Source organism: Streptomyces sp. NPDC089915 (genome assembly GCF_040684675.1).
GTDB lineage: Bacteria > Actinomycetota > Actinomycetes > Streptomycetales > Streptomycetaceae > Streptomyces.
Window position 1 is genome coordinate 1 of sequence record NZ_JBFBGN010000123.1, and the last position, 20,771, is coordinate 20,771.

18 protein-coding genes, 1 pseudogene and 1 riboswitch are annotated in these 20,771 nt (G+C 70.8%); of the genes and pseudogenes, 15 read left to right on the forward strand and 4 right to left on the reverse strand.

Annotation, left to right across the window (positions count from 1 at the left end):
• Positions 1 to 108: 108 nt before the first annotated feature.
• Positions 109 to 1,266: pseudogene (locus AB0O29_RS27685) on the reverse strand (aminotransferase class V-fold PLP-dependent enzyme); the annotation flags it as partial.
• A gap of 338 nt (positions 1,267 to 1,604) precedes the next feature.
• Here AB0O29_RS27685 and coxB point away from each other — a divergent pair.
• The 4 genes from coxB (at position 1,605) to AB0O29_RS27705 (ending at position 6,084) form a co-directional block, all read left to right on the forward strand.
• Entirely contained in the window at positions 1,605 to 2,579 is a 975-nt protein-coding gene (coxB, locus tag AB0O29_RS27690; protein WP_365156478.1) for a cytochrome c oxidase subunit II, read from the forward strand.
• Positions 2,576 to 4,303, forward strand: coding sequence for a cytochrome c oxidase subunit I (ctaD, locus tag AB0O29_RS27695; RefSeq protein ID WP_365156480.1), 1,728 nt, complete (start codon positions 2,576 to 2,578; stop codon positions 4,301 to 4,303). The genes coxB and ctaD overlap by 4 nt, the downstream gene beginning before the upstream one ends.
• Entirely contained in the window at positions 4,300 to 4,698 is a 399-nt protein-coding gene (locus AB0O29_RS27700) for a cytochrome c oxidase subunit 4 (RefSeq protein WP_365156483.1), read from the forward strand. Before ctaD ends, AB0O29_RS27700 begins: the two co-directional genes overlap by 4 nt.
• A 138-nt stretch (positions 4,699 to 4,836) precedes the next feature.
• Positions 4,837 to 6,084: an Ig-like domain-containing protein gene (locus AB0O29_RS27705; protein ID WP_365156486.1), complete on the forward strand. Its 1,248-nt coding sequence runs from the start codon at positions 4,837 to 4,839 to the stop codon at positions 6,082 to 6,084.
• A gap of 113 nt (positions 6,085 to 6,197) precedes the next feature.
• On the opposite strand, the gene AB0O29_RS27710 is transcribed toward AB0O29_RS27705, so the two are convergent.
• A complete protein-coding gene (locus tag AB0O29_RS27710) occupies positions 6,198 to 6,599 on the reverse strand; it encodes a hypothetical protein (protein WP_365156489.1) in 402 nt (133 codons plus the stop codon).
• A gap of 200 nt (positions 6,600 to 6,799) precedes the next feature.
• Here AB0O29_RS27710 and AB0O29_RS27715 point away from each other — a divergent pair, with 200 nt between their 5' ends.
• The 6 genes from AB0O29_RS27715 to AB0O29_RS27740 all read left to right on the forward strand — a co-directional run bounded on the left by AB0O29_RS27715 (position 6,800) and on the right by AB0O29_RS27740 (position 14,090).
• Positions 6,800 to 7,420, forward strand: coding sequence for a heme-copper oxidase subunit III (locus AB0O29_RS27715; RefSeq protein ID WP_045946897.1), 621 nt, complete (start codon positions 6,800 to 6,802; stop codon positions 7,418 to 7,420).
• Between the two features lie 77 nt (positions 7,421 to 7,497).
• Entirely contained in the window at positions 7,498 to 8,307 is an 810-nt protein-coding gene (locus tag AB0O29_RS27720) for a c-type cytochrome (protein WP_344153790.1), read from the forward strand.
• The gene (locus AB0O29_RS27725) at positions 8,304 to 9,362 is read left to right on the forward strand and encodes a Rieske 2Fe-2S domain-containing protein (protein ID WP_365156493.1); all 1,059 of its coding nucleotides are present in this window, start codon (positions 8,304 to 8,306) and stop codon (positions 9,360 to 9,362) included. Before AB0O29_RS27720 ends, AB0O29_RS27725 begins: the two co-directional genes overlap by 4 nt.
• Positions 9,359 to 10,984, forward strand: a complete 1,626-nt coding sequence (locus tag AB0O29_RS27730) for a cytochrome bc complex cytochrome b subunit (protein ID WP_344153796.1) — start codon at positions 9,359 to 9,361, stop codon at positions 10,982 to 10,984. Before AB0O29_RS27725 ends, AB0O29_RS27730 begins: the two co-directional genes overlap by 4 nt.
• A 177-nt stretch (positions 10,985 to 11,161) precedes the next feature.
• Positions 11,162 to 12,226, forward strand: a complete 1,065-nt coding sequence (gene trpD / locus AB0O29_RS27735) for an anthranilate phosphoribosyltransferase (protein WP_365156497.1) — start codon at positions 11,162 to 11,164, stop codon at positions 12,224 to 12,226.
• Between the two features lie 131 nt (positions 12,227 to 12,357).
• Positions 12,358 to 12,474: riboswitch (SAM riboswitch) on the forward strand.
• Between the two features lie 224 nt (positions 12,475 to 12,698).
• The gene (locus AB0O29_RS27740; protein ID WP_365156500.1) at positions 12,699 to 14,090 is read left to right on the forward strand and encodes an aminotransferase class V-fold PLP-dependent enzyme; all 1,392 of its coding nucleotides are present in this window, start codon (positions 12,699 to 12,701) and stop codon (positions 14,088 to 14,090) included.
• A 51-nt stretch (positions 14,091 to 14,141) separates the two neighbouring features.
• Here AB0O29_RS27740 and AB0O29_RS27745 read toward each other — a convergent pair whose 3' ends face one another.
• Positions 14,142 to 14,423 carry an Lrp/AsnC ligand binding domain-containing protein gene (locus tag AB0O29_RS27745; protein WP_365156502.1) on the reverse strand — a complete coding sequence of 94 codons (282 nt, stop codon included), beginning with the start codon at positions 14,421 to 14,423 and terminating at the stop codon, positions 14,142 to 14,144.
• Positions 14,420 to 15,154, reverse strand: coding sequence for a rhomboid family intramembrane serine protease (locus AB0O29_RS27750; RefSeq protein ID WP_365156504.1), 735 nt, complete (start codon positions 15,152 to 15,154; stop codon positions 14,420 to 14,422). Before AB0O29_RS27750 ends, AB0O29_RS27745 begins: the two co-directional genes overlap by 4 nt.
• A 113-nt stretch (positions 15,155 to 15,267) precedes the next feature.
• Here AB0O29_RS27750 and AB0O29_RS27755 point away from each other — a divergent pair, with 113 nt between their 5' ends.
• The 5 genes from AB0O29_RS27755 (at position 15,268) to AB0O29_RS27775 (ending at position 20,683) form a co-directional block, all read left to right on the forward strand.
• Positions 15,268 to 15,510, forward strand: a complete 243-nt coding sequence (locus AB0O29_RS27755; RefSeq protein ID WP_042813634.1) for a hypothetical protein — start codon at positions 15,268 to 15,270, stop codon at positions 15,508 to 15,510.
• Between the two features lie 39 nt (positions 15,511 to 15,549).
• On the forward strand, positions 15,550 to 16,914 hold the full coding sequence (locus tag AB0O29_RS27760; RefSeq protein ID WP_365156515.1) for an NYN domain-containing protein: 1,365 nt from the start codon (positions 15,550 to 15,552) through the stop codon (positions 16,912 to 16,914).
• A gap of 254 nt (positions 16,915 to 17,168) precedes the next feature.
• On the forward strand, positions 17,169 to 18,221 hold the full coding sequence (locus AB0O29_RS27765) for an NlpC/P60 family protein (protein ID WP_365156507.1): 1,053 nt from the start codon (positions 17,169 to 17,171) through the stop codon (positions 18,219 to 18,221).
• Positions 18,222 to 18,471: 250 nt separating this feature from the next.
• Positions 18,472 to 19,527 (forward strand): NlpC/P60 family protein, encoded by a 1,056-nt coding sequence (locus AB0O29_RS27770; RefSeq protein WP_365156510.1) that lies wholly within the window; start codon positions 18,472 to 18,474, stop codon positions 19,525 to 19,527.
• Positions 19,528 to 19,552: 25 nt separating this feature from the next.
• Entirely contained in the window at positions 19,553 to 20,683 is a 1,131-nt protein-coding gene (locus AB0O29_RS27775; RefSeq protein ID WP_365156513.1) for a hypothetical protein, read from the forward strand.
• Positions 20,684 to 20,771: the final 88 nt, after the last annotated feature.

Below are 20,771 nucleotides of genomic sequence, written 5' to 3' on the forward strand. Positions count from 1 at the left end.
GTGGTCGCCTCCGCCGTGCGCCGGATGGACCTGTACGTCGCCGCGTACGGACTGACGAGGCTGCGGCTGTCCGTGGTCACGACGGAACTCTGGCTCCTCGACCGACTCCGCGACCGGCGGGGAGGCCGACAGGGCCTCCGGGACGCCGAGTTCCGCGCGGACCTCCGCCACCGCCCGCGGCAGCGCCTCCAGGAAGCCGTTGACCTCCTCCGCCGAGGTGCCCCGCGGCAGCGACACCCGTACGTTCCCCTCGGACAGCACCCCCATCGCCCGCAGCACGTGACTCGGGGTCAGCGTGGAGCTCGTGCAGGAGGAGCCCGAGGAGACCGAGTAGCCCATCCGGTCCAGCCCGTGCAGCAGGCTCTCGCCGTCGACGTACAGGCAGGAGAACGTCACCAGGTGCGGCAGCCGCCGGTCCGCGTGCCCGACCACCTCCACGTCCGGGACCAGCCGGGCCACCCGCCGCCGGATCCGGTCCACCAGCACCCGCAGCCGCGCCGCCTCCGCGTCCGCCTCGGCCCGCACGGCCCGCAGCGAGGCCGCCGCCGCCACCACGGCCGGGAGGTTCGTGAAGCCGGGTGAGCGCCCCGACTCCCTTTCGTCGGAGGGGCCTTGGGGTGCGAACCGGACCCCCTTGCGGACGGCCAGCAGGCCGACCCCGGGCGGGCCGCCCCACTTGTGGGCGCTCGCCGCCAGCACCGACCAACGGCCCTCCACCGGGCCCCAGCCCAGCGACTGCGCCGCGTCCACGAGCAGCGGGACGCCCGCCGCCGCGCAGGCCTCGGCCACCTCCGCCACCGGCTGGACGGTGCCCACCTCGTGGTTGGCCGACTGGAGGCACGCCACAGCCGTGGTGGAGGTCAGCGCAGAGGCGTACTCGACGGGGGAGACCGCGCCGAAGCGGTCCACCGGAACCTCCGTCACCGTCCCCCCGGCGGCCGCGTGGGACTCCGCCGCGTGCAGGACGGAGCTGTGCTCGACCGCCGACACGACCAGATGGCCGCCGACGCGCCGGCGCCCGGCGAGGGCCCCCGCGAGGCCCGCGTGAACCGCGTGCGTCCCCGAAGGAGTGAACACGAGCTCGTCGGCGCGACACCCGACGGCCTCGGCCGCGGCCTCCCGCGCCGCGTCCAGCAGCAGCCGGGCCCGCCTCCCCTCCCGGTACAGCCGGGCCGGGTCCGCCCAGCCCTCGTCCAGTGCGGCCTGCAGCGCCTGCCGGGCCACGGGGTGCAGGGGAGCGGCGGAGGCGGTGTCGAAGTACGGCATCGGGCCACCGTAAGGCAGGGGCGCCGGGGAGGGCGGCGGGGGAGCGGGGTGTTGCCGGCGCCCGCGCCGCCCGCGCAGGTCGCACCGGGTTTCAGGGATCGTCAGATGCCGTCCGGAGCCCGCCGTTCAGGGCCGAACGGCCCGTCCCCCGTACGGCGGATCCATCCCTTCGGGGGCAGTAGCGGCGCGTTGGGCACCCTCCCCGCGCGGCCTCAAATAGCGTCCAGTAGGGTTTGGTCCGCATAAACATCCAAACCCCTGCCTGCGTCAGGGCCGGCGACCGACCCGAACACGGCCGCGGCCGGCCGCGCGGGCCGAGACTCTCGGGAAGGCGCTACGTGAGTCCCTACGGCTCCGACCGCTCGCCGCGGCGCCCGATGCGGCGGAAGCTGCTGCAGGCGCTGACTGCGGGCGTGGTCCTGGCGACCGCCACTGGTTGCTCGTACACCTGGAAAGACTTCCCCCGCCTCGGAATGCCCACCCCGGTCACGGAGGAGGCGCCTCGCATCCTCTCCCTGTGGCAGGGATCCTGGGCGGCCGCTCTCATCACGGGCATCCTGGTGTGGGGCCTGATCATGTGGAGCGTCATCTTCCACCGGCGTAGCCGGACGAAGATCGAGGTCCCCGCGCAGACCCGGTACAACATGCCCATCGAGGCGCTGTACACCGTGGTCCCGCTCATCATCGTCTCGGTGCTCTTCTACTTCACCGCGCGTGATGAGTCGAAGCTGCTCACCCTCTCCAAGTCGCCGGCTCACACCATCAACGTGATCGGCTTCCAGTGGAGCTGGGGCTTCAACTACGTCGAGAACGTCGACGGCGACGCCGCGACCCCGAAGGCGGGTGTGGTTCCGAAGGAGCTCGCCTCCCTGCCGGACCGGTTCACCAAGGAATTCCCCGCGGGCGCCGAGGGCGTCTACGAGAAGGGCGTCCCCGGAGACCGGAACGCGGACACGAACAACCCGGGGCCGACCCTCTACCTGCCCAAGGGCGAGAAGGTCCGCTTCATCCTGTCGTCGAACGACGTCATCCACTCCTTCTGGGTGGTGCCCTTCCTGTTCAAGCAGGACGTCATCCCCGGTCACACCAATGTCTTCGAGGTCACCCCGACCCAGGAAGGCACCTTCGTGGGCAAGTGTGCCGAGCTCTGCGGCGTCGACCACTCCCGCATGCTCTTCAACGTGAAGGTCGTCTCCCCGGCGGAGTACAAGGCGCACCTGAAGCAGCTGGCGGAGAAGGGGCAGACCGGCTTCCTGCCGGCCGGCATCAAGCAGACTGACCCCGCCCGGAATGCGGAAGTGAACAAACTGTGAGCATCCTCAACGAATCTCAGGGTGCCGCCGCCGACTCGTATGAAAACGAGCTGCCGGTGCGGCGCAAGCAGCCGGGCAATGTCGTCGTGAAGTGGATGACCACTACCGACCACAAGACCATCGGCACGATGTACCTGGTCACGTCGTTCGTGTTCTTCCTGATCGGCGGCATCCTGGCGCTCTTCATGCGCGCCGAGCTGGCCCGTCCGGGCACGCAGATCATGTCGAACGAGCAGTTCAACCAGGCGTTCACCATGCATGGCACGATCATGCTGCTGATGTTCGCCACCCCGCTGTTCGCCGGCTTCGCGAACTGGATCATGCCGCTGCAGATCGGCGCGCCCGACGTGGCGTTCCCGCGGCTGAACATGTTCGCGTACTGGCTGTACCTCTTCGGCTCGACCATCGCGGTCGCCGGCTTCGTCACCCCCTCGGGTGCGGCCGACTTCGGCTGGTTCGCCTACTCCCCGCTGTCGGACGCCGTCCGCTCGCCGGGCATCGGCGCCGACATGTGGATCATGGGTCTGGCCTTCTCCGGCTTCGGCACGATCCTCGGCTCGGTCAACTTCATCACCACGATCATCTGCATGCGCGCTCCGGGCATGACGATGTTCCGCATGCCGATCTTCACCTGGAACGTGCTGCTGACCGGTGTCCTGGTCCTGCTCGCCTTCCCGGTCCTGGCCGCCGCGCTCTTCGCGCTGGAGGCCGACCGCAAGTTCGGTGCGCACGTGTTCGACGCGGCCAACGGCGGCGCCTTGCTGTGGCAACACCTCTTCTGGTTCTTCGGACACCCAGAGGTGTACATCATCGCGCTACCGTTCTTCGGCATCGTCTCCGAGATCATCCCGGTCTTCTCCCGCAAGCCGATGTTCGGCTACATCGGTCTGATCGCCGCGACGATCGCGATCGCCGGCCTCTCGGTGACCGTGTGGGCGCACCACATGTACGTCACCGGCGGTGTGCTGCTGCCGTTCTTCTCCTTCATGACCTTCCTGATCGCGGTCCCGACCGGTGTGAAGTTCTTCAACTGGATCGGCACCATGTGGAAGGGCTCGCTGTCCTTCGAGACCCCGATGCTCTGGACGATCGGCTTCCTGGTCACCTTCACCTTCGGTGGTCTGACCGGCGTCATCCTGGCCTCGCCCCCGATGGACTTCCACGTCTCCGACTCGTACTTCGTCGTCGCGCACTTCCACTACGTCGTCTTCGGCACCGTGGTGTTCGCGATGTTCGCCGGCTTCCACTTCTGGTGGCCGAAGTTCACGGGCAAGATGCTGGACGAGCGTCTCGGCAAGATCACCTTCTGGACGCTGTTCATCGGCTTCCACGGCACGTTCCTGGTCCAGCACTGGCTGGGTGCCGAGGGCATGCCGCGCCGCTACGCGGACTACCTGGCCGCCGACGGCTTCACCACGCTGAACACGATCTCGACGATCAGCTCCTTCGTCCTCGGCCTCTCCTTCCTGCCGTTCATGTACAACGTCTGGAAGACCGCCAAGTACGGCAAGAAGGTCGAGGTCGACGACCCGTGGGGCTACGGCCGTTCGCTCGAGTGGGCGACCTCCTGCCCGCCGCCGCGGCACAACTTCCTCACCCTGCCGCGCATCCGCAGTGAATCGCCGGCGTTCGACCTGCACCACCCGGAGATCGCGGCCCTCGACCACCTCGAGGACCACGCCCCGGCCAAGGCCGTCACCGGTGGCAAGGAGGCCGGCAAGTGAAGATCCAGGGCAAGATGTTCCTCTGGCTCTCCGCCTTCATCCTGATCATGACCGTCGTCTACGGCGTCTGGTCGAAGGAGCCGGTCGGAACCACCGCGCTCGCGCTGGCCTTCGGCCTGAGCGCCATGATCGGCTACTACCTGGCCTTCACGGCCCGGCGCGTGGACGAGATGGCCCAGGACAACCTGGAGGCCGACGTCGCCGACGAGGCGGGCGAGCTGGGGTTCTTCTCCCCGCACAGCTGGCAGCCGCTCTCGCTGGGCATCGGCGGTGCGCTCGCGTTCATGGGCGTCATCTTCGGCTGGTGGCTCATGTACTTCTCGGCCCCGATCATCCTGATCGGCCTGTGGGGCTGGGTGTACGAGTACTACCGCGGTGAGAACCAGAACCAGTAGGCGGTAGCCGTACCACCGGTACGGACGCGCTGGAAAAGCAGTACAGAGGGGCCCGGACACCTTTTCGGAGGAGTCCGGGCCCCTCGTTTGCAGTCACCCCGCGCGACGTAATAGTCATATGTTCATAGCGTTGATCGCATGAAGCACTCACCGCGTCTTTGGACGGTACTCAGCTGCTCCCTGCTGGTCGCGTCCCTCGGTGCCGGCGCCACCGCATGCGGGGGTTCCGCAGACAACCCGCTGTCAGCCCGCCCGTACGACGCGGGGGAGCAGATCTCCTCCAACCAGCCGCCCGGCGGCCGCGCCGCCGACCCCGACAAGCCCCTGGAGGTCACCGCCAAGGGCACGGAGTCCCGCATCACCGACGTGACGGCCGTGGACACCCACGGACGCCGCCTGGCGGGCGAGCTCTCCGCCAAGGGGGACCGCTGGCACAGCACCTCGCCGATGGCCGCCGGCGTCCACTACACCGTCACCGTCAGCACGGAGGACCAGCACGGGGCCCCGGGGCAGCGCACGCTGGCCTTCGACACCACCCCGGCCAAGAAGGTCCTCAAGGTCGAATTCGGCCCGGACGAGGGCAAATACGGGGTCGGACAGCCCATCACGGCCGAACTCAACGAACCCGTCAAGGACAAGGCCGCCCGCGCCCTCGTCGAACGGGGCCTGGTCATCGACACCCCGACCCCCGTCGAGGGCGCCTGGCACTGGGTGGACGACAAGAACCTGCACTTCCGCCCCAAGGACTACTGGCCCGCCCACTCCTGGGTCTCCGTTCGGAGCAACCTGGAAGGCGTCAAGATCGAGGACGACCTCCACGGATCCGCGTCCAAACCGCTCAAGCTGGAGATCGGCGACCGGGTGGAGGTCACCACCGACGCCTCCGCGCACACCCTCACGTTCGAGCGCAACGGAGAAGTGATCAACACCATTCCGGTGACCACCGGAAAGCCCGGCTTCTCCACCCGCAACGGGGTCAAGGTCGTACTGGGCAAGCAGTACTTCGTCCAGATGCGCGGGGACACCGTCGGCATCGGCGGCAGCGAGTACTACAACCTGCCCGTCTACTACGCCACCCGCGTGACCTGGAGCGGGGAGTACGTCCACGCCGCGCCGTGGTCGGTCGGCTCCCAGGGCTACGAGAACGTCAGCCACGGCTGCACCGGCATGAGCACCGCCAACGCCGCCTGGTTCTACGAGAACATCACCGAGGGCGACGTCGTCAAGGTCATCAACAGCATCGGCGAGGACATGGACACCTTCGGCAACGGCTACGGCGACTGGAACATGGACTGGAAGGACTGGCGCGAGGGCAGCTACCTCCTGAAGGGCACCCAGGAGGGCCGCAGCCCCGTCGACCAGGCCCGCCTGCGCCCCACCGTCTGACCCGCCGGGCCCCACGGGGCCCACACGCCCCGTACGGGGCCCGTGACGCCCGCGAGGGCCCGCGGGACGGCCGCAGAGCCGCCCGCGGGCCCTCGTCGGCGTTCCGGGGCCCCTCAGGCGTCCAGGGACAGCCGGGAGCGCAGCAGACCCGCCAGGGCCTCGGGGAACTCCACCGGGTCCACCGGAAGGGTGACGGCCGCGTCGGCGCGGCTCCAGGTGGCCAGCCAGGCGTCCTGGGGGCGCCCCATCAGCAGCAGCACCGGGGGACACCGGAAGATCTCGTCCTTGATCTGCCGGCACACGCCCATGCCCCCGGCCGGGACCGCCTCACCGTCCAGGACGCACGCGTCGATGCCCCCGGCGTCCAGTTCCTTGAGGACGGCTGGAAGCGTGGCACATTCCAGGAACTCCACCGGCGGCAGGTCCGCGGCCGGCCTGCGCCCGGCGGCCAGCCGCACCTGCTCCCGGGTGCCCGCGTCGTCGCTGTAGAGCAGAACCCGCGCAGTCGCCCGCATTTCGTTCCTCCACGTGTCCGTGAATCACGCTGATGATGCGCGGGATGCTACTCCGTCCGACCCCGTGTCAACATCGGTTCCGCCAGCCTGGCGGGAGAGGCCGCACGGGGGTGGTCTGATGGGCCGTTCGGGCCTTGCACACCCCCCTGACACTCCGAACGGCACCCCCCGGGGTGAGGGCGGGATAAGGGACCGACATAATGTCGGTCGTGGCGACAGCAACGACAGTAGATACCGGGCACGCGCACCCGACGGTCAACCGGCCGAACCTCGTCAGCGTCGGAACCATCATCTGGTTGAGTTCCGAGCTGATGTTCTTCGCGGCCCTCTTCGCGATGTACTTCACCCTGCGATCCGTGATGGGCGCCGAGCACTGGACGGAACAGGCTTCGGCCTTGAACCTGCCCTTCTCGGCGACGAACACCACGATCCTGGTGCTCTCCTCGCTCACCTGCCAGCTCGGCGTCTTCGCCGCCGAGCGCGGTGACGTGAAGAAGCTCCGGACGTGGTTCATCATCACGTTCGTCATGGGTGCGATCTTCATTGGCGGCCAGGTGTTCGAGTACACCGACCTGGTCAAGGAGGAAGGCCTGAGCCTCTCGTCCGACCCGTACGGCACGGTGTTCTACCTGACCACCGGCTTCCACGGTCTGCACGTGACGGGCGGACTCATCGCCTTCCTGCTGGTCCTCGGCCGGACGTACGCGGCCAAGAGGTTCACCCACGAACAGGCCACGTCGGCCATCGTCGTGTCCTACTACTGGCACTTCGTCGATGTCGTCTGGATCGGCCTCTTCGCGACGATCTACCTGATCAAGTAGCGAACCCGTCGCCGGGCCCGTTCCCGGCGCACCATCCAGAAACACCGACGCAGAAGATCCTGACACCGGGGTAATCCGTGAAAAAGCTTTCCGCACGACGACGCCATCCGCTGGCGGCGGTCGTCGTTCTACTCTTCGCGCTGGCGGTCACGGGGGGGCTGTACGCCGCCTTCGCGCCCGCGGGCAAGGCGCAGGCCGATGAAACCGCCCAGTCCCTCGCCATCGAGGAGGGCAAGAAGCTCTACGCCGTGGGCTGCGCAAGCTGCCACGGAACCGGCGGTCAGGGTTCCTCTGACGGCCCGAGCCTGGTCGGCGTCGGCTCCGCGGCCGTCGACTTCCAGGTGAGCACGGGCCGCATGCCCGCCCAGCAGCCCGGCGCCCAGGTGCCGAAGAAGCGGAACATCTATTCCCAGGCCCAGATCGACCAGCTCGCGGCGTACATCGCGTCCCTCGGAGCCGGCCCGATCACGCCGACCGAGAAGCAGTACGACCCGGCCGGTGCCGACATCGCCGCCGGTGGCGAGCTGTTCCGCAACAACTGCGCGCAGTGCCACAACTTCACCGGCGAGGGCGGCGCGCTGACGAACGGCAAGTACGCCCCGAACCTCGAGGGCGTCGAGCCGAAGCACATCTACGAGGCCATGCTCACCGGCCCGCAGAACATGCCCTCCTTCCCCGACAGCACCATGCCGGAGAAGCAGAAGAAGGACATCATCGCGTACCTCCAGAACGTGAACGGCGAGAAGTCGGTCAGCCCTGGCGGCCTGAAGCTCGGTGGCCTCGGCCCCGTCTCCGAGGGTCTGTTCGGCTGGATCTTCGGTCTGGGTGCGCTGATCGCTGTCGCCGTCTGGGTCGCGGCCCACACCGCTAAGGCCAAGAAGTCATGAGTAGCCAAGACATTCCCGAAGAGAAGCACCTGCCGAGCGAGCAGGGCGACGCGCACCCCGGTGCCGTAGCGGTCGCGGACGACCCGTTCGCCGACCCGGGCCTGCCGGTCCACAAGCCGCGCATCCAGGACATCGACGAGCGGGCCGCCAAGCGGTCCGAGCGCACGGTCGCGATGCTGTTCACGCTGTCGATGCTGGCCACCGTCGGCTTCATCGCCTCGTACGTGTCCATCCCCGTCGAGAAGATCGTCTACATCTTCCCGATCGGGAAGGTGAGCGCGCTGAACTTCGCCCTGGGCATGACCCTGGGCGTCGCCCTCTTCTGCATCGGCGCGGGCGCGGTCCACTGGGCCCGCACCCTGATGTCCGACGTCGAGGTCGCCGACGACCGCCACGAGATCGCGGCGCCGGCGGACGTCAAGGCCAAGGTCATGCAGGACTTCGCCGACGGTGCGAACGAGTCCGGCATCGCCCGCCGCCCCCTGATCCGCAACACCCTGCTCGGTGCGCTGGCCCTGGTGCCGCTCTCCGGCGTGGTCCTGCTGCGAGACCTGGGCACGCTGCCCGAGGACAAGCTCCGCAAGACCCTGTGGGCCAAGGGCAAGCTGATCATCAACCAGAACACCATGGAGCCGCTGCGCCCCGAGGACGTCCTGGTGGGTTCGCTGACCTTCGCCATGCCCGAGGGCCTGGAGGAGGACCAGCACGACTTCCAGAACCAGATCGCCAAGGCCGCCCTGATGCTCGTCCGGATCAAGCCGGCGGACATCAAGGACAAGCAGGAACTGGAGTGGTCCCACGAGGGCATCGTGGCCTACTCGAAGATCTGCACCCACGTCGGCTGCCCGATCAGCCTGTACGAGCAGCAGACGCACCACGTGCTCTGCCCGTGCCACCAGTCCACCTTCGACCTCTCCGACGGCGCCCGTGTCATCTTCGGCCCGGCCGGTCACGCGCTTCCGCAGCTGCGGATCGGCGTGAATGACGAAGGCTTCCTCGAAGCGCTCGGCGACTTCGAAGAGCCCGTCGGTCCTGCATTCTGGGAGCGCGGATGAGCACTGCCACCACCACCGAGCGCAAAGCGCCGGCCGGCGAGCGCGTAGCCGACTGGGCGGACGGCCGCCTGGGCATCTACAGCCTCGCCAAGGCGAACATGCGCAAGATCTTCCCGGACCACTGGTCCTTCATGCTGGGTGAGATCTGCCTCTACAGCTTCATCATCATCATCCTCACGGGTGTGTACCTGACGCTGTTCTTCCACCCGAGCATGAACGAGGTCGTGTACCACGGCTCGTACGTGCCGATGCAGGGCGTCCAGATGTCCGAGGCCTTCGCCTCGACCCTGGACATCAGCTTCGACGTCCGCGGCGGTCTGCTCATCCGGCAGATCCACCACTGGTCGGCGCTGATCTTCGTCGCCGCGATGGTCGTGCACATGATGCGCGTCTTCTTCACCGGCGCGTTCCGCAAGCCGCGTGAGGTCAACTGGATCTTCGGCTTCCTGCTGCTGGTCCTCGGCATGTTCACCGGCTTCACCGGTTACTCCCTGCCGGACGACCTGCTCTCGGGCACCGGTGTCCGCTTCATGGAGGGCGCGATCCTGTCCGTGCCGATCGTCGGCACGTACCTGTCGTTCTTCCTCTTCGGCGGCGAGTTCCCCGGCGGCGACTTCGTCGCGCGGTTCTACTCGATCCACATCCTGCTGCTGCCCGGCATCATGATGGGCCTGCTGGTGGCCCACCTGATCCTGGTCTTCTACCACAAGCACACCCAGTTCGCGGGTCCCGGCAAGACGAACAACAACGTCGTCGGCATGCCGCTGCTGCCCGTCTACATGGCCAAGGCCGGAGGCTTCTTCTTCCTGGTCTTCGGTGTCATCGCGGCCATCGCGGCGCTCGCCTCGATCAACCCGATCTGGGCGCTCGGCCCGTACCGCCCGGACCACGTGTCCACCGGTGCGCAGCCCGACTGGTACATGGGTATGCCGGAAGGCCTGATCCGTGCCATGCCCGGCTGGGAGATCAACCTGTGGGGCCACACGCTCGTCCTGGGCGTGTTCATCCCGCTGCTGCTCTTCCCGCTGGTCCTCGGCGCGATCGCCGTCTGGCCGTTCATCGAGTCCTGGGTCACCGGCGACAAGCGCGAGCACCACATCCTGGACCGCCCGCGCAACGTCCCGACCCGTACGGCCTTCGGTGTCGCCTGGATCGCGGAGTACATCGTGCTCCTCATCGGCGGCGGCAACGACATGTTCGCCCAGTACTTCCACCTGTCGATCAACTCGATCACCTGGTTCGTCCGGATCGGCTTCTTCGTCGTCCCGGTCCTGGCCTTCATCGCCACCAAGCGGATCTGCCTCGGCCTCCAGCGCCGGGACCACGACAAGGTGCTGCACGGTCGCGAGACCGGCATCATCAAGCGTCTGCCGCACGGTGAGTTCGTCGAGGTCCACGAGCCGCTCCCGCAGGGCAAGCTGCACACGCTCACCTCGCACGAGCAGTACAAGCCGCTCGAACTCGGCCCGACGGTCGACGAGAACGGCGTGGAGCGCAAGGTGACGCGCGGCGAGAAGCTGCGCGCGAAGCTCAGCAAGGGCTTCTACGCGGAGGGCAACCAGATTCCGAAGCCCACCGCCGAGGAGTACAAGGAGATCCAGTCGGGCCACGGCCACCACTGATCTCCGGCACGACCGCTTGAGGGATCGACCCGTCGATCCTGGTGTCGCCACGGCATGAGCCCCCGTCCAGTGTCTGGACGGGGGCTCATTGCCGTCTCCGGGGCTGGATAGGCTGAGATCCTTCCCATCCGCGTGGGCCCCTACATCGCAGGACCCGACGAGCAGCAGGAGCTGACCATGAACGTTGCGACCCCGGCAGGCGGCGACAGCGTGGCGGCCCGCAGCTGGCCGGGCATCCTGGAAGCCCTGCTCAGCGGCCGCGACCTCAGCACCGACGACACCGCCTGGGCGATGGAGCGGATCATGCGCGGCGAGGCCACCGACGCGCAGATCGCGGGCTTCGCGGTGGCCCTGAGGGCCAAGGGCGAGACGGTGGAGGAGTACTCGGGCCTGGTCCGCACGATGTACGCCCACGCCAACCTGATCGAGGTGCCCGGGCGGACCGTGGACATCGTCGGAACGGGCGGCGACGGCGCCAAGACGGTCAACATCTCCACCATGTCCGCCATCGTGGCCGCCGGCGCGGGCGCGAAGGTCGTCAAGCACGGCAACCGGGCCGCCTCCTCCGCCAGCGGCTCCTCCGACGTCCTGGAGAAGCTCGGCGTCAACCTCGGCCTGACCCCGCAGCGGGTGGCGCAGGTCGCCGAGGAGGCCGGCATCACCTTCTGCGCCGCGGTGGTCTTCCACCCCGCCCTGCGGTACGCGGCCTCGGCCCGCCGGGACCTGGGGGTGCGCACCGCCTTCAACGGCCTGGGCCCGCTCACCAACCCCGCCCGGGTCACCGCGCAGGCGGTGGGCGTCGCGGACCCCCGGCTGGCCCCGATCATGGCCGGGGTCCTCGCCGAGCGGGGCACCTCCGCCCTCGTCTTCCGCGGCGACGACGGCCTGGACGAGCTGACCACGACCGGCACCTCCCGGGTGTGGTGGGTCCGCGACGGGCGGATCACCGAGCACGCCTTCGACCCGCGCGACGTGGGCATCGAGACCATCGACATCTCGGCCCTGCGCGGCGGCGACCCCTCGTACAACGCCGACGTGGCCCGCCGGCTGCTGGCCGGCGAGACCGGTCCGGTGCGCGACGCGGTCCTGCTGAACTCGGCGTCCGCCCTGGTCGCCCTGGACCCGGGCGCGGGCTCGCTGGAGGAGGAGCTGACGGCGGGCATCGCCCGGGCGGCCGAGTCCATCGACTCGGGCGCCGCGCGCGCCGCGCTGGAGCGCTGGGTGGCGGCCAGCAACGCGTAGGCCCTGGCCGGGCGGAGTGCGCGGATGCGGCCCGCCGCCCGGCGCGAGATCGGCGTGACAGAGGAGACCCCGGTCCACGATGTGGACCGGGGTCTTGTGTTCGGCGGTCCGTGTGGCAGGATGCTCTCCAAGGTCACGAGTGACAGCGTTTAGGCCCCGGCTTGCTGTCCGGCAACCCTCCTTCCGTGGCGGGGTGCCCCGGGTGATGACCAGGTCGTAGGCAGCAAGGCCTACGGCAAGCGCGGATCCCTCGACACCAGGGGTCCTGGTCTCTCGAGGAGCGTTTTCCGTGAGCAAGCGAATGCGATAGGGCGACTCCGCCCCTACTTCACCCCTCGGAACAGGGTCCCTTCCGCGTACCCCCGATCCGTCCGAGGTCCTCCCGTACCCCTGACGGCCGCCGCCGCGCGCCGCCGTACCCGCGTACGGGCACACCGAAGCCATTCAGCCCTGCCTGCCGGGAGATACCGCCATGTCCGCATCCCTGAACGCCGCCGCCACCACCGCCTGCGCCGCCCCCGCCGAGGGCCCCGCCTGTGCCGAGCCGCTGCCCGTGCTCGGCCGGGACGTCACCGTCCCGCTCGTCACCGGCGGCGAGGTCACCTACGCGGCGCTGGACTACGCGGCCAGCGCCCCGGCGCTCCAGCGGGTCTGGGACGACGTGGCCGCGTACGCCCCGTACTACGGCAGCGTCCACCGCGGCGCCGGCTACCTCTCGCAGCTCTCCACCGACCTCTTCGAGCAGAGCCGGGCCACCGTCGCCGAGTTCCTCGACTGCCGCCCCGCCGACCAGGTGGTCTTCACCCGGTCCACCACCGACTCCCTCAACCTGCTCGCCGCCGTGCTCCCTGCCGACTGCCAGGTGTTCGTCTTCGAGACCGAGCACCACGCCTCGCTGCTGCCCTGGGGCGACGCTCAGGTCACCTACCTCAACGCCCCCCGCACCCCGGCCCAGGCCGTCGCCACCCTGGAGCGGGCGCTGGCCGACCGCGACCCCTACGGCCCCGCGCTGGTCTGCGTGACCGGGGCGTCCAACGTCACCGGTGAGCTGTGGCCGGTCAGGGAGCTGGCCGCCGCCGCGCACGCGCACGGCGCGCGGATCGTCCTGGACGCCGCCCAGCTGGCGCCCCACCACCCCGTCTCCGTGCGGGAACTGGACGTGGACTGGGTCGCCTTCTCCGGGCACAAGCTGTACGCGCCCTTCGGCTCGGGCGTCCTCGCGGGCCGCGCCGACTGGCTCCAGGAGGCCGCCCCGTACCTCGCCGGGGGCGGCGCCTCCCGCAAGGTGGCCCGCCGCGAGGACGGCGGCGTCGACGTCGAGTGGCACACCACCGCGGCCCGCCACGAGGCCGGTTCCCCGAACGTCATCGGCGTCTACTCCATCGCCTCCGCCTGCCGGGCGCTGAAGGAGGCGGGCTTCGATGAGCTCGTCGCCCGTGAGCGGCACCTCATCGCGAAGGTCCGCGAGGGCCTGGCGGAGGTCCCGGCGGTGCGGGTGCTGTCCCTGTTCGGGGACGACGCCCCGCGCGTCGGCGTCATCTCGTTCGTGGTCGACGGCTGGAACAGCTCGCACTTCGCGGCGGCGCTGTCGGCGGAGTACGGGATCGGGGTGCGCGACGGCCTGTTCTGCGCCCACCCGCTGGTGCGGACGCTGCTGGGCAGCGAGCCGCAGGCCCAGGGGGAGTGCGGGGCGCCGGAGGCGGGGCCGGGGGAGCGGTCGCTGAACGCGATCCGGGTCAGCTTCGGGGCGGGTACGCCCGACGAGCACGTGGAGCGCTTCGTCCGCGCGGTGAAGGAACTCGTCGCGGACGGCGCGAAGTGGCGGTACCGCACGGAGGACGGCCGCTGCGTCCCGGCGGTGTGACCCTCCGCCTCAAGGCCGGCGGGGCTGTTCACGGCCCCGCCGGCGATGGGCCTACGCGTCCAGCCCGATGGCGAAGGCGGCTTCCAGGTCGTGCTGGGAGTACGTGCGGAAGGCGACGTGGGTGTCCGTGGCCTCGACGCCCGGGATCTTGCTGATCTTGCCGGGGATGATGTCCGCCAGGTTCTCGTGGCGGGCGACGCGGACCAGCGCGATCAGGTCGTACGTACCGGTGACGGAGTAGACCTCGCTGACACTGTCCAGCTGGGCGATGGACTCGGCGATCTCGGGGATCCGGTCCACGCTGGTCTTGATGAGCACGATCGCGGTGATCACGGTTGGCTGTCTCCCTCGACGGCGGTCACTGGTCGCCTCACTCTAGTCGTACGGCGATATCGCACCCACGCGTAGCAGAACCCCACGGAGAAGCCCACGACGTGGGCGAGGTACGCCACCCCCGGCCCGCTGGCCGCCCGGTGCGCGGCCAGCCACTGCAGCCCGAACCAGAACATCAGCACGATCCACGCCGGGAAGCGCAGCGGCAGGAACAGCAGGAACGGGAACAGGCTCGTCACCCGCGCCCGCGGGAACAGGCACAGGAACGCGCCGAGCGCCGCCGAGATCGCGCCGGACGCCCCGACCAGGGTCTGGTCGGAGGAGGCGTGGGCCGCAGCGTAGGCCGCCAGGGCCACGTAGCCGGTGCAGAGGTAGAAGACGAGGAACGCCGGCCGCCCCATCCGCTCCTCCGTCATGGCGCCGAAGACGTAGAGGAAGAGCATGTTCCCGAGCAGGTGCAGCCAGCTGCCGTGGACGAAGAGCGCCGTGAGCGGGGTCAGCAGCGGACGCGCCGCCCCGGAGAAGAGTTCGTCGGGGACCACGCCCCAGTGCCGGAAGTAGGCCGTGCCCGTCGCCAGCAGCCGCTCGCCCGTCCCGTAGGACGGGTTCAGGCCGGACGCCGGGCTCGCCAGGAACGCCGCGCAGCAGCCGGCGATCAGCGCGTACGTGACCACGGGGCCCCGGGCGGCCTCCCGCACGGCCCGCCACTTTACGATCATGCGACAGAGCATGACGCAGGCGGAGCCCCCTGAGGGTGGTGCCAGGCCGTAGGGTTACGTGCTGCGGTCCGCCGACCGCTGCGGAAGGCTTTAATTGAACGAGCTACGAAGGAGAGAGCGGCCTGATGACGACGGTTCCCCTGCCGACCGACACCACCCGGTGGCGCTGCACCCTGTGCGGCAACCTCACGAGGTTCGATGTCACCCGATCGTCGAAGGTCGTGGAGTACGTCCACCTCGACCTCGCCGGGGAGCCCAAGGTCGAGGAGCGCGAGGTGGTCAGTGAGACCATCGAGTCGGTCCGCTGCCGCTGGTGCAACGCGGTGGACCAGATCGAACTCGTCGACAGGCCGGGCACCGACTCCTGACGGAGCGGGGCCCACGGTAGATCACGGTAGGGGTGACGGATTGTGGAGCCAGCAAGCGGCGCCGGGCAGGCCGACGCGGCCCGCGACGCCGCGGAGGTCCTCGACCGCCCGCTGCCGGAAGGCGTGCGGCGCCGGGTCGTCGCGCTCGTCTCGGACGCCTTCGGCGGCCTGACGGTCGCCGACCTCCCCGCGCAGCTGCGCCAGTACGCCCGGTTCACCCCGACCCGGCGCGCCAAGTTCGCGGGCAACGCGATGGCCTCGGCGGTGGAGAGCGACGGGGTCTTCCGCAGCCGCGTCGCGGAAAAGGTGCGCGAGGCGCAGCCGGAACTGGCGGGGGCGCTGGAGTCCGGTGCCCCGCCGGCCGCCGCGGACCCGCTGGACGTGGCGGCCGCCGCGTACGTGCTGCGGCCGGCCGGCTGGGTCAAGCTGGTGGCCGCCGCGGGCGAGGAGGCGCAGCGCGCCGACGCCGAGCGGGTCGATGACGAGAACCGGCGCGAGCTCGAACGGCTGCGCGAGGAGCTGGCGCAGCTGCGCGACGCCCAGCGCAGCGGCGGCGAGCAGGTGCGGGCCGAGCTGGACGCCGTCCGCAAGGAAGCGGAATCGCTTCAGCGCAAGCTGCGCAGTGCTCTGAGCGACGTCAAGCGGGGCGAGGCGGCCCTGCGCAAGCTCGGCGGCGAGGTCGACGGGATCCGCGGCGAGGCGGCCGCGCAGGTGGCCGCCGCCGAGAGCGAGTCGCGGCGGCTGAAGGCCCGGCTGGCGGAGGCGGAGTCGGCGCTGGAGACCGCGCGCCGGGCCACCCGCGAGGGGCGCAGCATGGAGGACATGCGGCTGCGGCTGCTGCTGGACACGGTGCTCGACGCGGCGGCGGGGCTGCGCCGCGAGCTGGCGCTGCCGCCGGTGTCGACGCGGCCGGCGGACACGGTGGACGCCGTGGAGCCGGGCCGGATGACCCCGAAGGACATCGCGGCGCGGGCGCTGTCGGAGACCGATCCGGCGCTGCTGGACCAGCTGTTGGCGCTGCCGCAGGCGCATCTGGTGGTCGACGGGTACAACGTGACGAAGACCGGCTATCCGACGATGCCGCTGGAGAAGCAGCGGCTGCGGCTGCTGGGCGGGCTGTCGATGCTGGCCGCGCAGACCGGTGCCGAGATGACCTGCGTCTTCGACGGGGCGGAACTGGCGGCGCCGGTGCTGCTCGCCCCGCCGCGCGGGGTGCGGGTGCTGTTCTCCAAGGCCGGGGTGACGGCGGACGAGCTGATCCGCCAGCTGGTGCGGGCCGAGCCGCCCGGCCGTCCGGTGGTCGTGGTCTCCACCGACCGCGAGGTGGCCGACGGGGTGGCGAAGGCGGGGGCGCGGCCGGTGGCCTCGGCGCTGCTGCTCAAGCGGCTGGCGCGCGTTTCGTAGCGCTCGGCGGCTTCTGTCGCCGATGTAACCGGTGGGTGGGATGCCCGAATTGACGGTACGTCCGGGAGACGTACCGTCAGGGGCGCTGTACGCAGCGTGGGCGGCGGGTAAAGAACCCGGAAGGCGTGCGGATTTTTACGTTCCGGGATTTGAAGTGATCACAGAAGGGTCACTAGGGTCTGCTCAAACCTCCGTTCGGTAGGTCACTCATTCGGGGTGTCGACGGGGGTCTGCTGCCGAAGGAGCTCGCGTCCGTGGCGTCCCACCGTCGACCCAAGCCGCCGACCCGCACCCGCGTGAGCGTCCTCACCGCCCTCGCCACCGCGGCCGTCGCCCTCTCCTCCCAGTCGGCCATGGCCGCCCCGGCCCCGGACAAGCCGAACAAGGACGAGGTCAAGACCAAGGTCGACGCCCTCTACGAGGAGTCCGAGCAGGCCACCGAGCAGTTCAACGGGGCCAAGGACCGCCAGGACAAGCTGGAGAAGGAGATCGGCTACCTCCAGGACCAGGTGGCCCGCGGCCAGGCCGACCTCAACGACCTGCGCAACACGCTCGGTTCGATGGCCACGGCCCAGTACCGGGGCGGCGGCATCGACCCGTCCGTGGCCCTGCTGCTCTCCGGAGACCCGCAGAACTACCTCGACAGCTCCGCCACGCTCCAGCAGCTGAGCGGCCGCCAGGTCGAGGCGATATCCAAGATCCAGGCCAAGCAGCGGGAACTGGCGCAGCAGCGCGCGGACGCCACCGGCAAGCTCGCCGACCTCGACGCCGTCCGCAAGGAGCTCGCCGAGAAGAAGGCCACCGCCCAGAGCAAGCTCGCCGACGCCCAGGCCCTCCTCAACTCCCTGACCGCCGACGAGCGCAGCCAGCTCAAGAGCGACGCGGCCAAGGACGGCGCCGCCTCCGCCAAGGCCGCCGGCGGCGGCACGGGCGCCAAGCCCGGCGCCGCGAAGGGCTCGGGACGGGCCGGCGCCGCCCTCGCCGCCGCCATCACCCAGGAGGGCGACGCCTACCACATGGGCGACACCGGCCCCAACTCCTGGGACTGCTCCGGCCTGACGCAGTGGGCCTACGCCCAGGCCGGCGTCAGCATCAGCCGCACCACCTACACCCAGGTCAACGACGGCACGCGCATCGGCATGAGCGAACTCCAGCCCGGCGACCTGGTCTTCTTCTACAGCGACCTGCACCACGTGGGCCTCTACGCGGGCAACGGCCAGGTCTTCCACGCCTCCAACCCGACCGGCGGCGTCCGCTACGAGGCCATGAAGAACATGCCCTTCCAGTTCGGCGTCCGCGTCGGCTGACCCGCACCCCCCGGCTCCCCGCCCCCGGAGACGCGCCGTACACCGCCCATCCGGGCGAATTGCGCGGACCCGCCCTGACCCCGCGCCCCGCCCATGACCTGCGTCAGAGGCGGGGCGCCGGCGTACCGGCCCGCCGGCGGTCGTTGGCCGCCGCGTGGCCGCGCGGTTACTGTCTGCCAGCGCGGAACCCGGCACACGGCCGTCCATGGGGGGCGGACCCGGGCCCCGCAGCGGAAGGGAGCGGTGCCACGTGGGGTCCCATCGCCGGCCCGGGAGCGGCGGCCTCGACCGGAACGCCAAGGTCACCGTCCTCACCGCCGCCGCGGCCACCGCCGCCGTGGCCATGACGGGCGCACCCGCCCTCGCCGCCCCGGCCCTCCCGCACGAGCCCGCCACGAGCTCCCGCGCCCAGGTCGACCAGCTCTTCGAGGAGGCCGAGCAGGCCACCGAGAGGTTCAACCAGGCCGGCGAGAAGGCCGACGCCCTGCGCGGCGAGATCAGCCGCGCCCAGGACGCCGTCGCCCGCGCCCAGGACCGCGTCAACACCATGCGCGGAGTCCTCGGCACCTTCGCCGGCGCCCAGTACCGCTCCGGCGGCCTCGACCCCACCGTCGAGCTGATGCTCTCCGAGGACCCCGGCGCCTACCTCGACAAGGCCGCCGTCCTCGACCGGCTGAGCGGCCGCCAGGCCAAGCAGCTCGCCGAACTGCTCGAGGAACAGCGCCGGATCGGCCAGCAGCGCCAGGACGCCTCCCGCAAGCTCGCCGAACTGGAGACCCTGCGCACCGAGGTGGCCACCCAGAAGCGCGCCGTCACCTCCAAGCTCGCCGAGGCCCGCAGGCTCCTCAACGACATGCCCTCCGGCGAACGCGCCGACTTCGAGCGGGCCTCGCGCTCAGGCGGCCGCTCCGACGGCCTGCCCGACCTCCCCGGCCTGCCCGTGGGCGGCGGCCACGCCTCCGGCCGGGGGATGGCCGCCGTGATGGCCGCCCGCGCGGCGCTCGGCAAACCGTACGTGTGGGGCTCCACCGGCCCCTCCGGCTTCGACTGCTCCGGGCTGATGGTGTGGTCCTACCGGCAGGCCGGGGTCTCCCTGCCCCGCACCTCGCAGGCACAGCGCCACGCCGGCCGCCAGGTGCCCCTCTCCCAGGCCCAGCCCGGGGACCTGGTCACGTACCGCTCGGACGCCAGCCACGTCGGCATGTACGTCGGCAACGGCCAGGTGATCCACGCCCCCTACCCCGGCGCCCGGGTCCGCTACGACCCCGTCGGGATGATGCCGGTGTCCTCGGTCACCCGGCCCTGACACCCGCCGTGCGTACGATCGGCGGATGGATCCCGTCCGCCGCGCCCTCGTACGCCTGCTCGTGCCGGCCCTGTGCGCGTCCGCGGCCGTCGCCGGGTGCGCGGCGCCCGCCCCGCCCGCCGCGCCCGCCGCGGCGCAGGTGCGGCGGGCCGTCGCCGACTGGGCGGCGGCCCCGCCGCGGCGGCTCTCCGGGATCCCGCTGGAGGGCTGGTCCTACGAGGTCGTCTCGGTCCGGCAGGACGGCGCACGCGCCTCCGCTCGCGCCGAGCTGCGCTACCGGCTCGCCGGCTACGACACCGCCCCCGCCGGGTCGGCCCGCGAGCTGACGCTGGCCCGCGACGGGGACGGGGCGACCTGGCGGGTCACCGCCGACCGGCCCGCCCCCGGGGCCCCGCCGCAGCCGTGGGACCAGGGGGAGGTGGCCGTCGTACGGGGCGCGCACTCCCTCGTCCTCGGCGTCGGCCAGAGCCCGCGGACCCTGGCGGAGATCTCCGCCGACGCCGACCGGGCGGTACCCGCCGCGAGCGCCGCCTGGCCGGGGCCGTGGCCGCGCCGGGTGGTGGTGCTGGTCCCCGCCACCCTGGACGCGATGGCCGCGCTGCTGGGCCGCCCCGCCGACGCCTACCGGGGCATGGGGGCCGTCACCACGGGAGCCACCGGCGGCGGGCCCGCACCGGCCGACCGGGTGGTGGTCAACCCGGAGGGGTACGCACAGCTGTCGCAGGCCGGCCGGCAGATCGTCCTCACCCACGAGACCACCCACGTCGCGACCCGCGCCGCCACCACCGCCCGGACCCCGCAGTGGCTCTCCGAGGGCTTCGCGGACTGGGCGGCGTACCGGGACGGCCCGCTCGGCCCGGCGGAGGCCGCCCCCACCCTCGGCCGGGCCGTCCGCCTCGGCGACCTCCCGGCCGCCCTGCCCGAGGACGGGGCCTTCGCCTTCGGCGGCGACCAGGACGCCATGGCCCGCGCCTACGAGGGCGCCTGGCTGGCCTGCCGGCTCATCGCCGCCCGCTGGGGGGACGCGGCCCTGGTCCGGCTCTACGAACGCGCCGGCCGCGAACCGCTGCCCACCGCCCTCGACGAGACCCTGGGCACGGACCTGCCCGCCCTGACGAAGGCCTGGCAGCAGGCGCTGCGCGAGGAGCTGGGCTAGGCCGTGTCCGCAAAGTCGGTTGGTCGTTACTCCGTTCGTGGTGCGACGTCATGAACTGACTGATCAGGCCTGGACGGTGATCGAGCCG

What these genes read in the sequence shown, in the direction of transcription:
- AB0O29_RS27705 (WP_365156486.1), top strand. Translation starts at nt 4,837, where the DNA reads ATGAAGCACTCACCGCGTCTTTGGACGGTACTCAGCTGCTCCCTGCTG.
- AB0O29_RS27710 (WP_365156489.1), bottom strand. Translation starts at nt 6,599, where the DNA reads ATGCGGGCGACTGCGCGGGTTCTGCTCTACAGCGACGACGCGGGCACC.
- AB0O29_RS27715 (WP_045946897.1), top strand. Translation starts at nt 6,800, where the DNA reads ATGTCGGTCGTGGCGACAGCAACGACAGTAGATACCGGGCACGCGCAC.
- AB0O29_RS27725 (WP_365156493.1), top strand. Translation starts at nt 8,304, where the DNA reads ATGAGTAGCCAAGACATTCCCGAAGAGAAGCACCTGCCGAGCGAGCAG.
- AB0O29_RS27730 (WP_344153796.1), top strand. Translation starts at nt 9,359, where the DNA reads ATGAGCACTGCCACCACCACCGAGCGCAAAGCGCCGGCCGGCGAGCGC.
- trpD (WP_365156497.1), top strand. Translation starts at nt 11,162, where the DNA reads ATGAACGTTGCGACCCCGGCAGGCGGCGACAGCGTGGCGGCCCGCAGC.
- AB0O29_RS27740 (WP_365156500.1), top strand. Translation starts at nt 12,699, where the DNA reads ATGTCCGCATCCCTGAACGCCGCCGCCACCACCGCCTGCGCCGCCCCC.
- AB0O29_RS27750 (WP_365156504.1), bottom strand. Translation starts at nt 15,154, where the DNA reads ATGCTCTGTCGCATGATCGTAAAGTGGCGGGCCGTGCGGGAGGCCGCC.
- AB0O29_RS27755 (WP_042813634.1), top strand. Translation starts at nt 15,268, where the DNA reads ATGACGACGGTTCCCCTGCCGACCGACACCACCCGGTGGCGCTGCACC.
- AB0O29_RS27775 (WP_365156513.1), top strand. Translation starts at nt 19,553, where the DNA reads ATGGATCCCGTCCGCCGCGCCCTCGTACGCCTGCTCGTGCCGGCCCTG.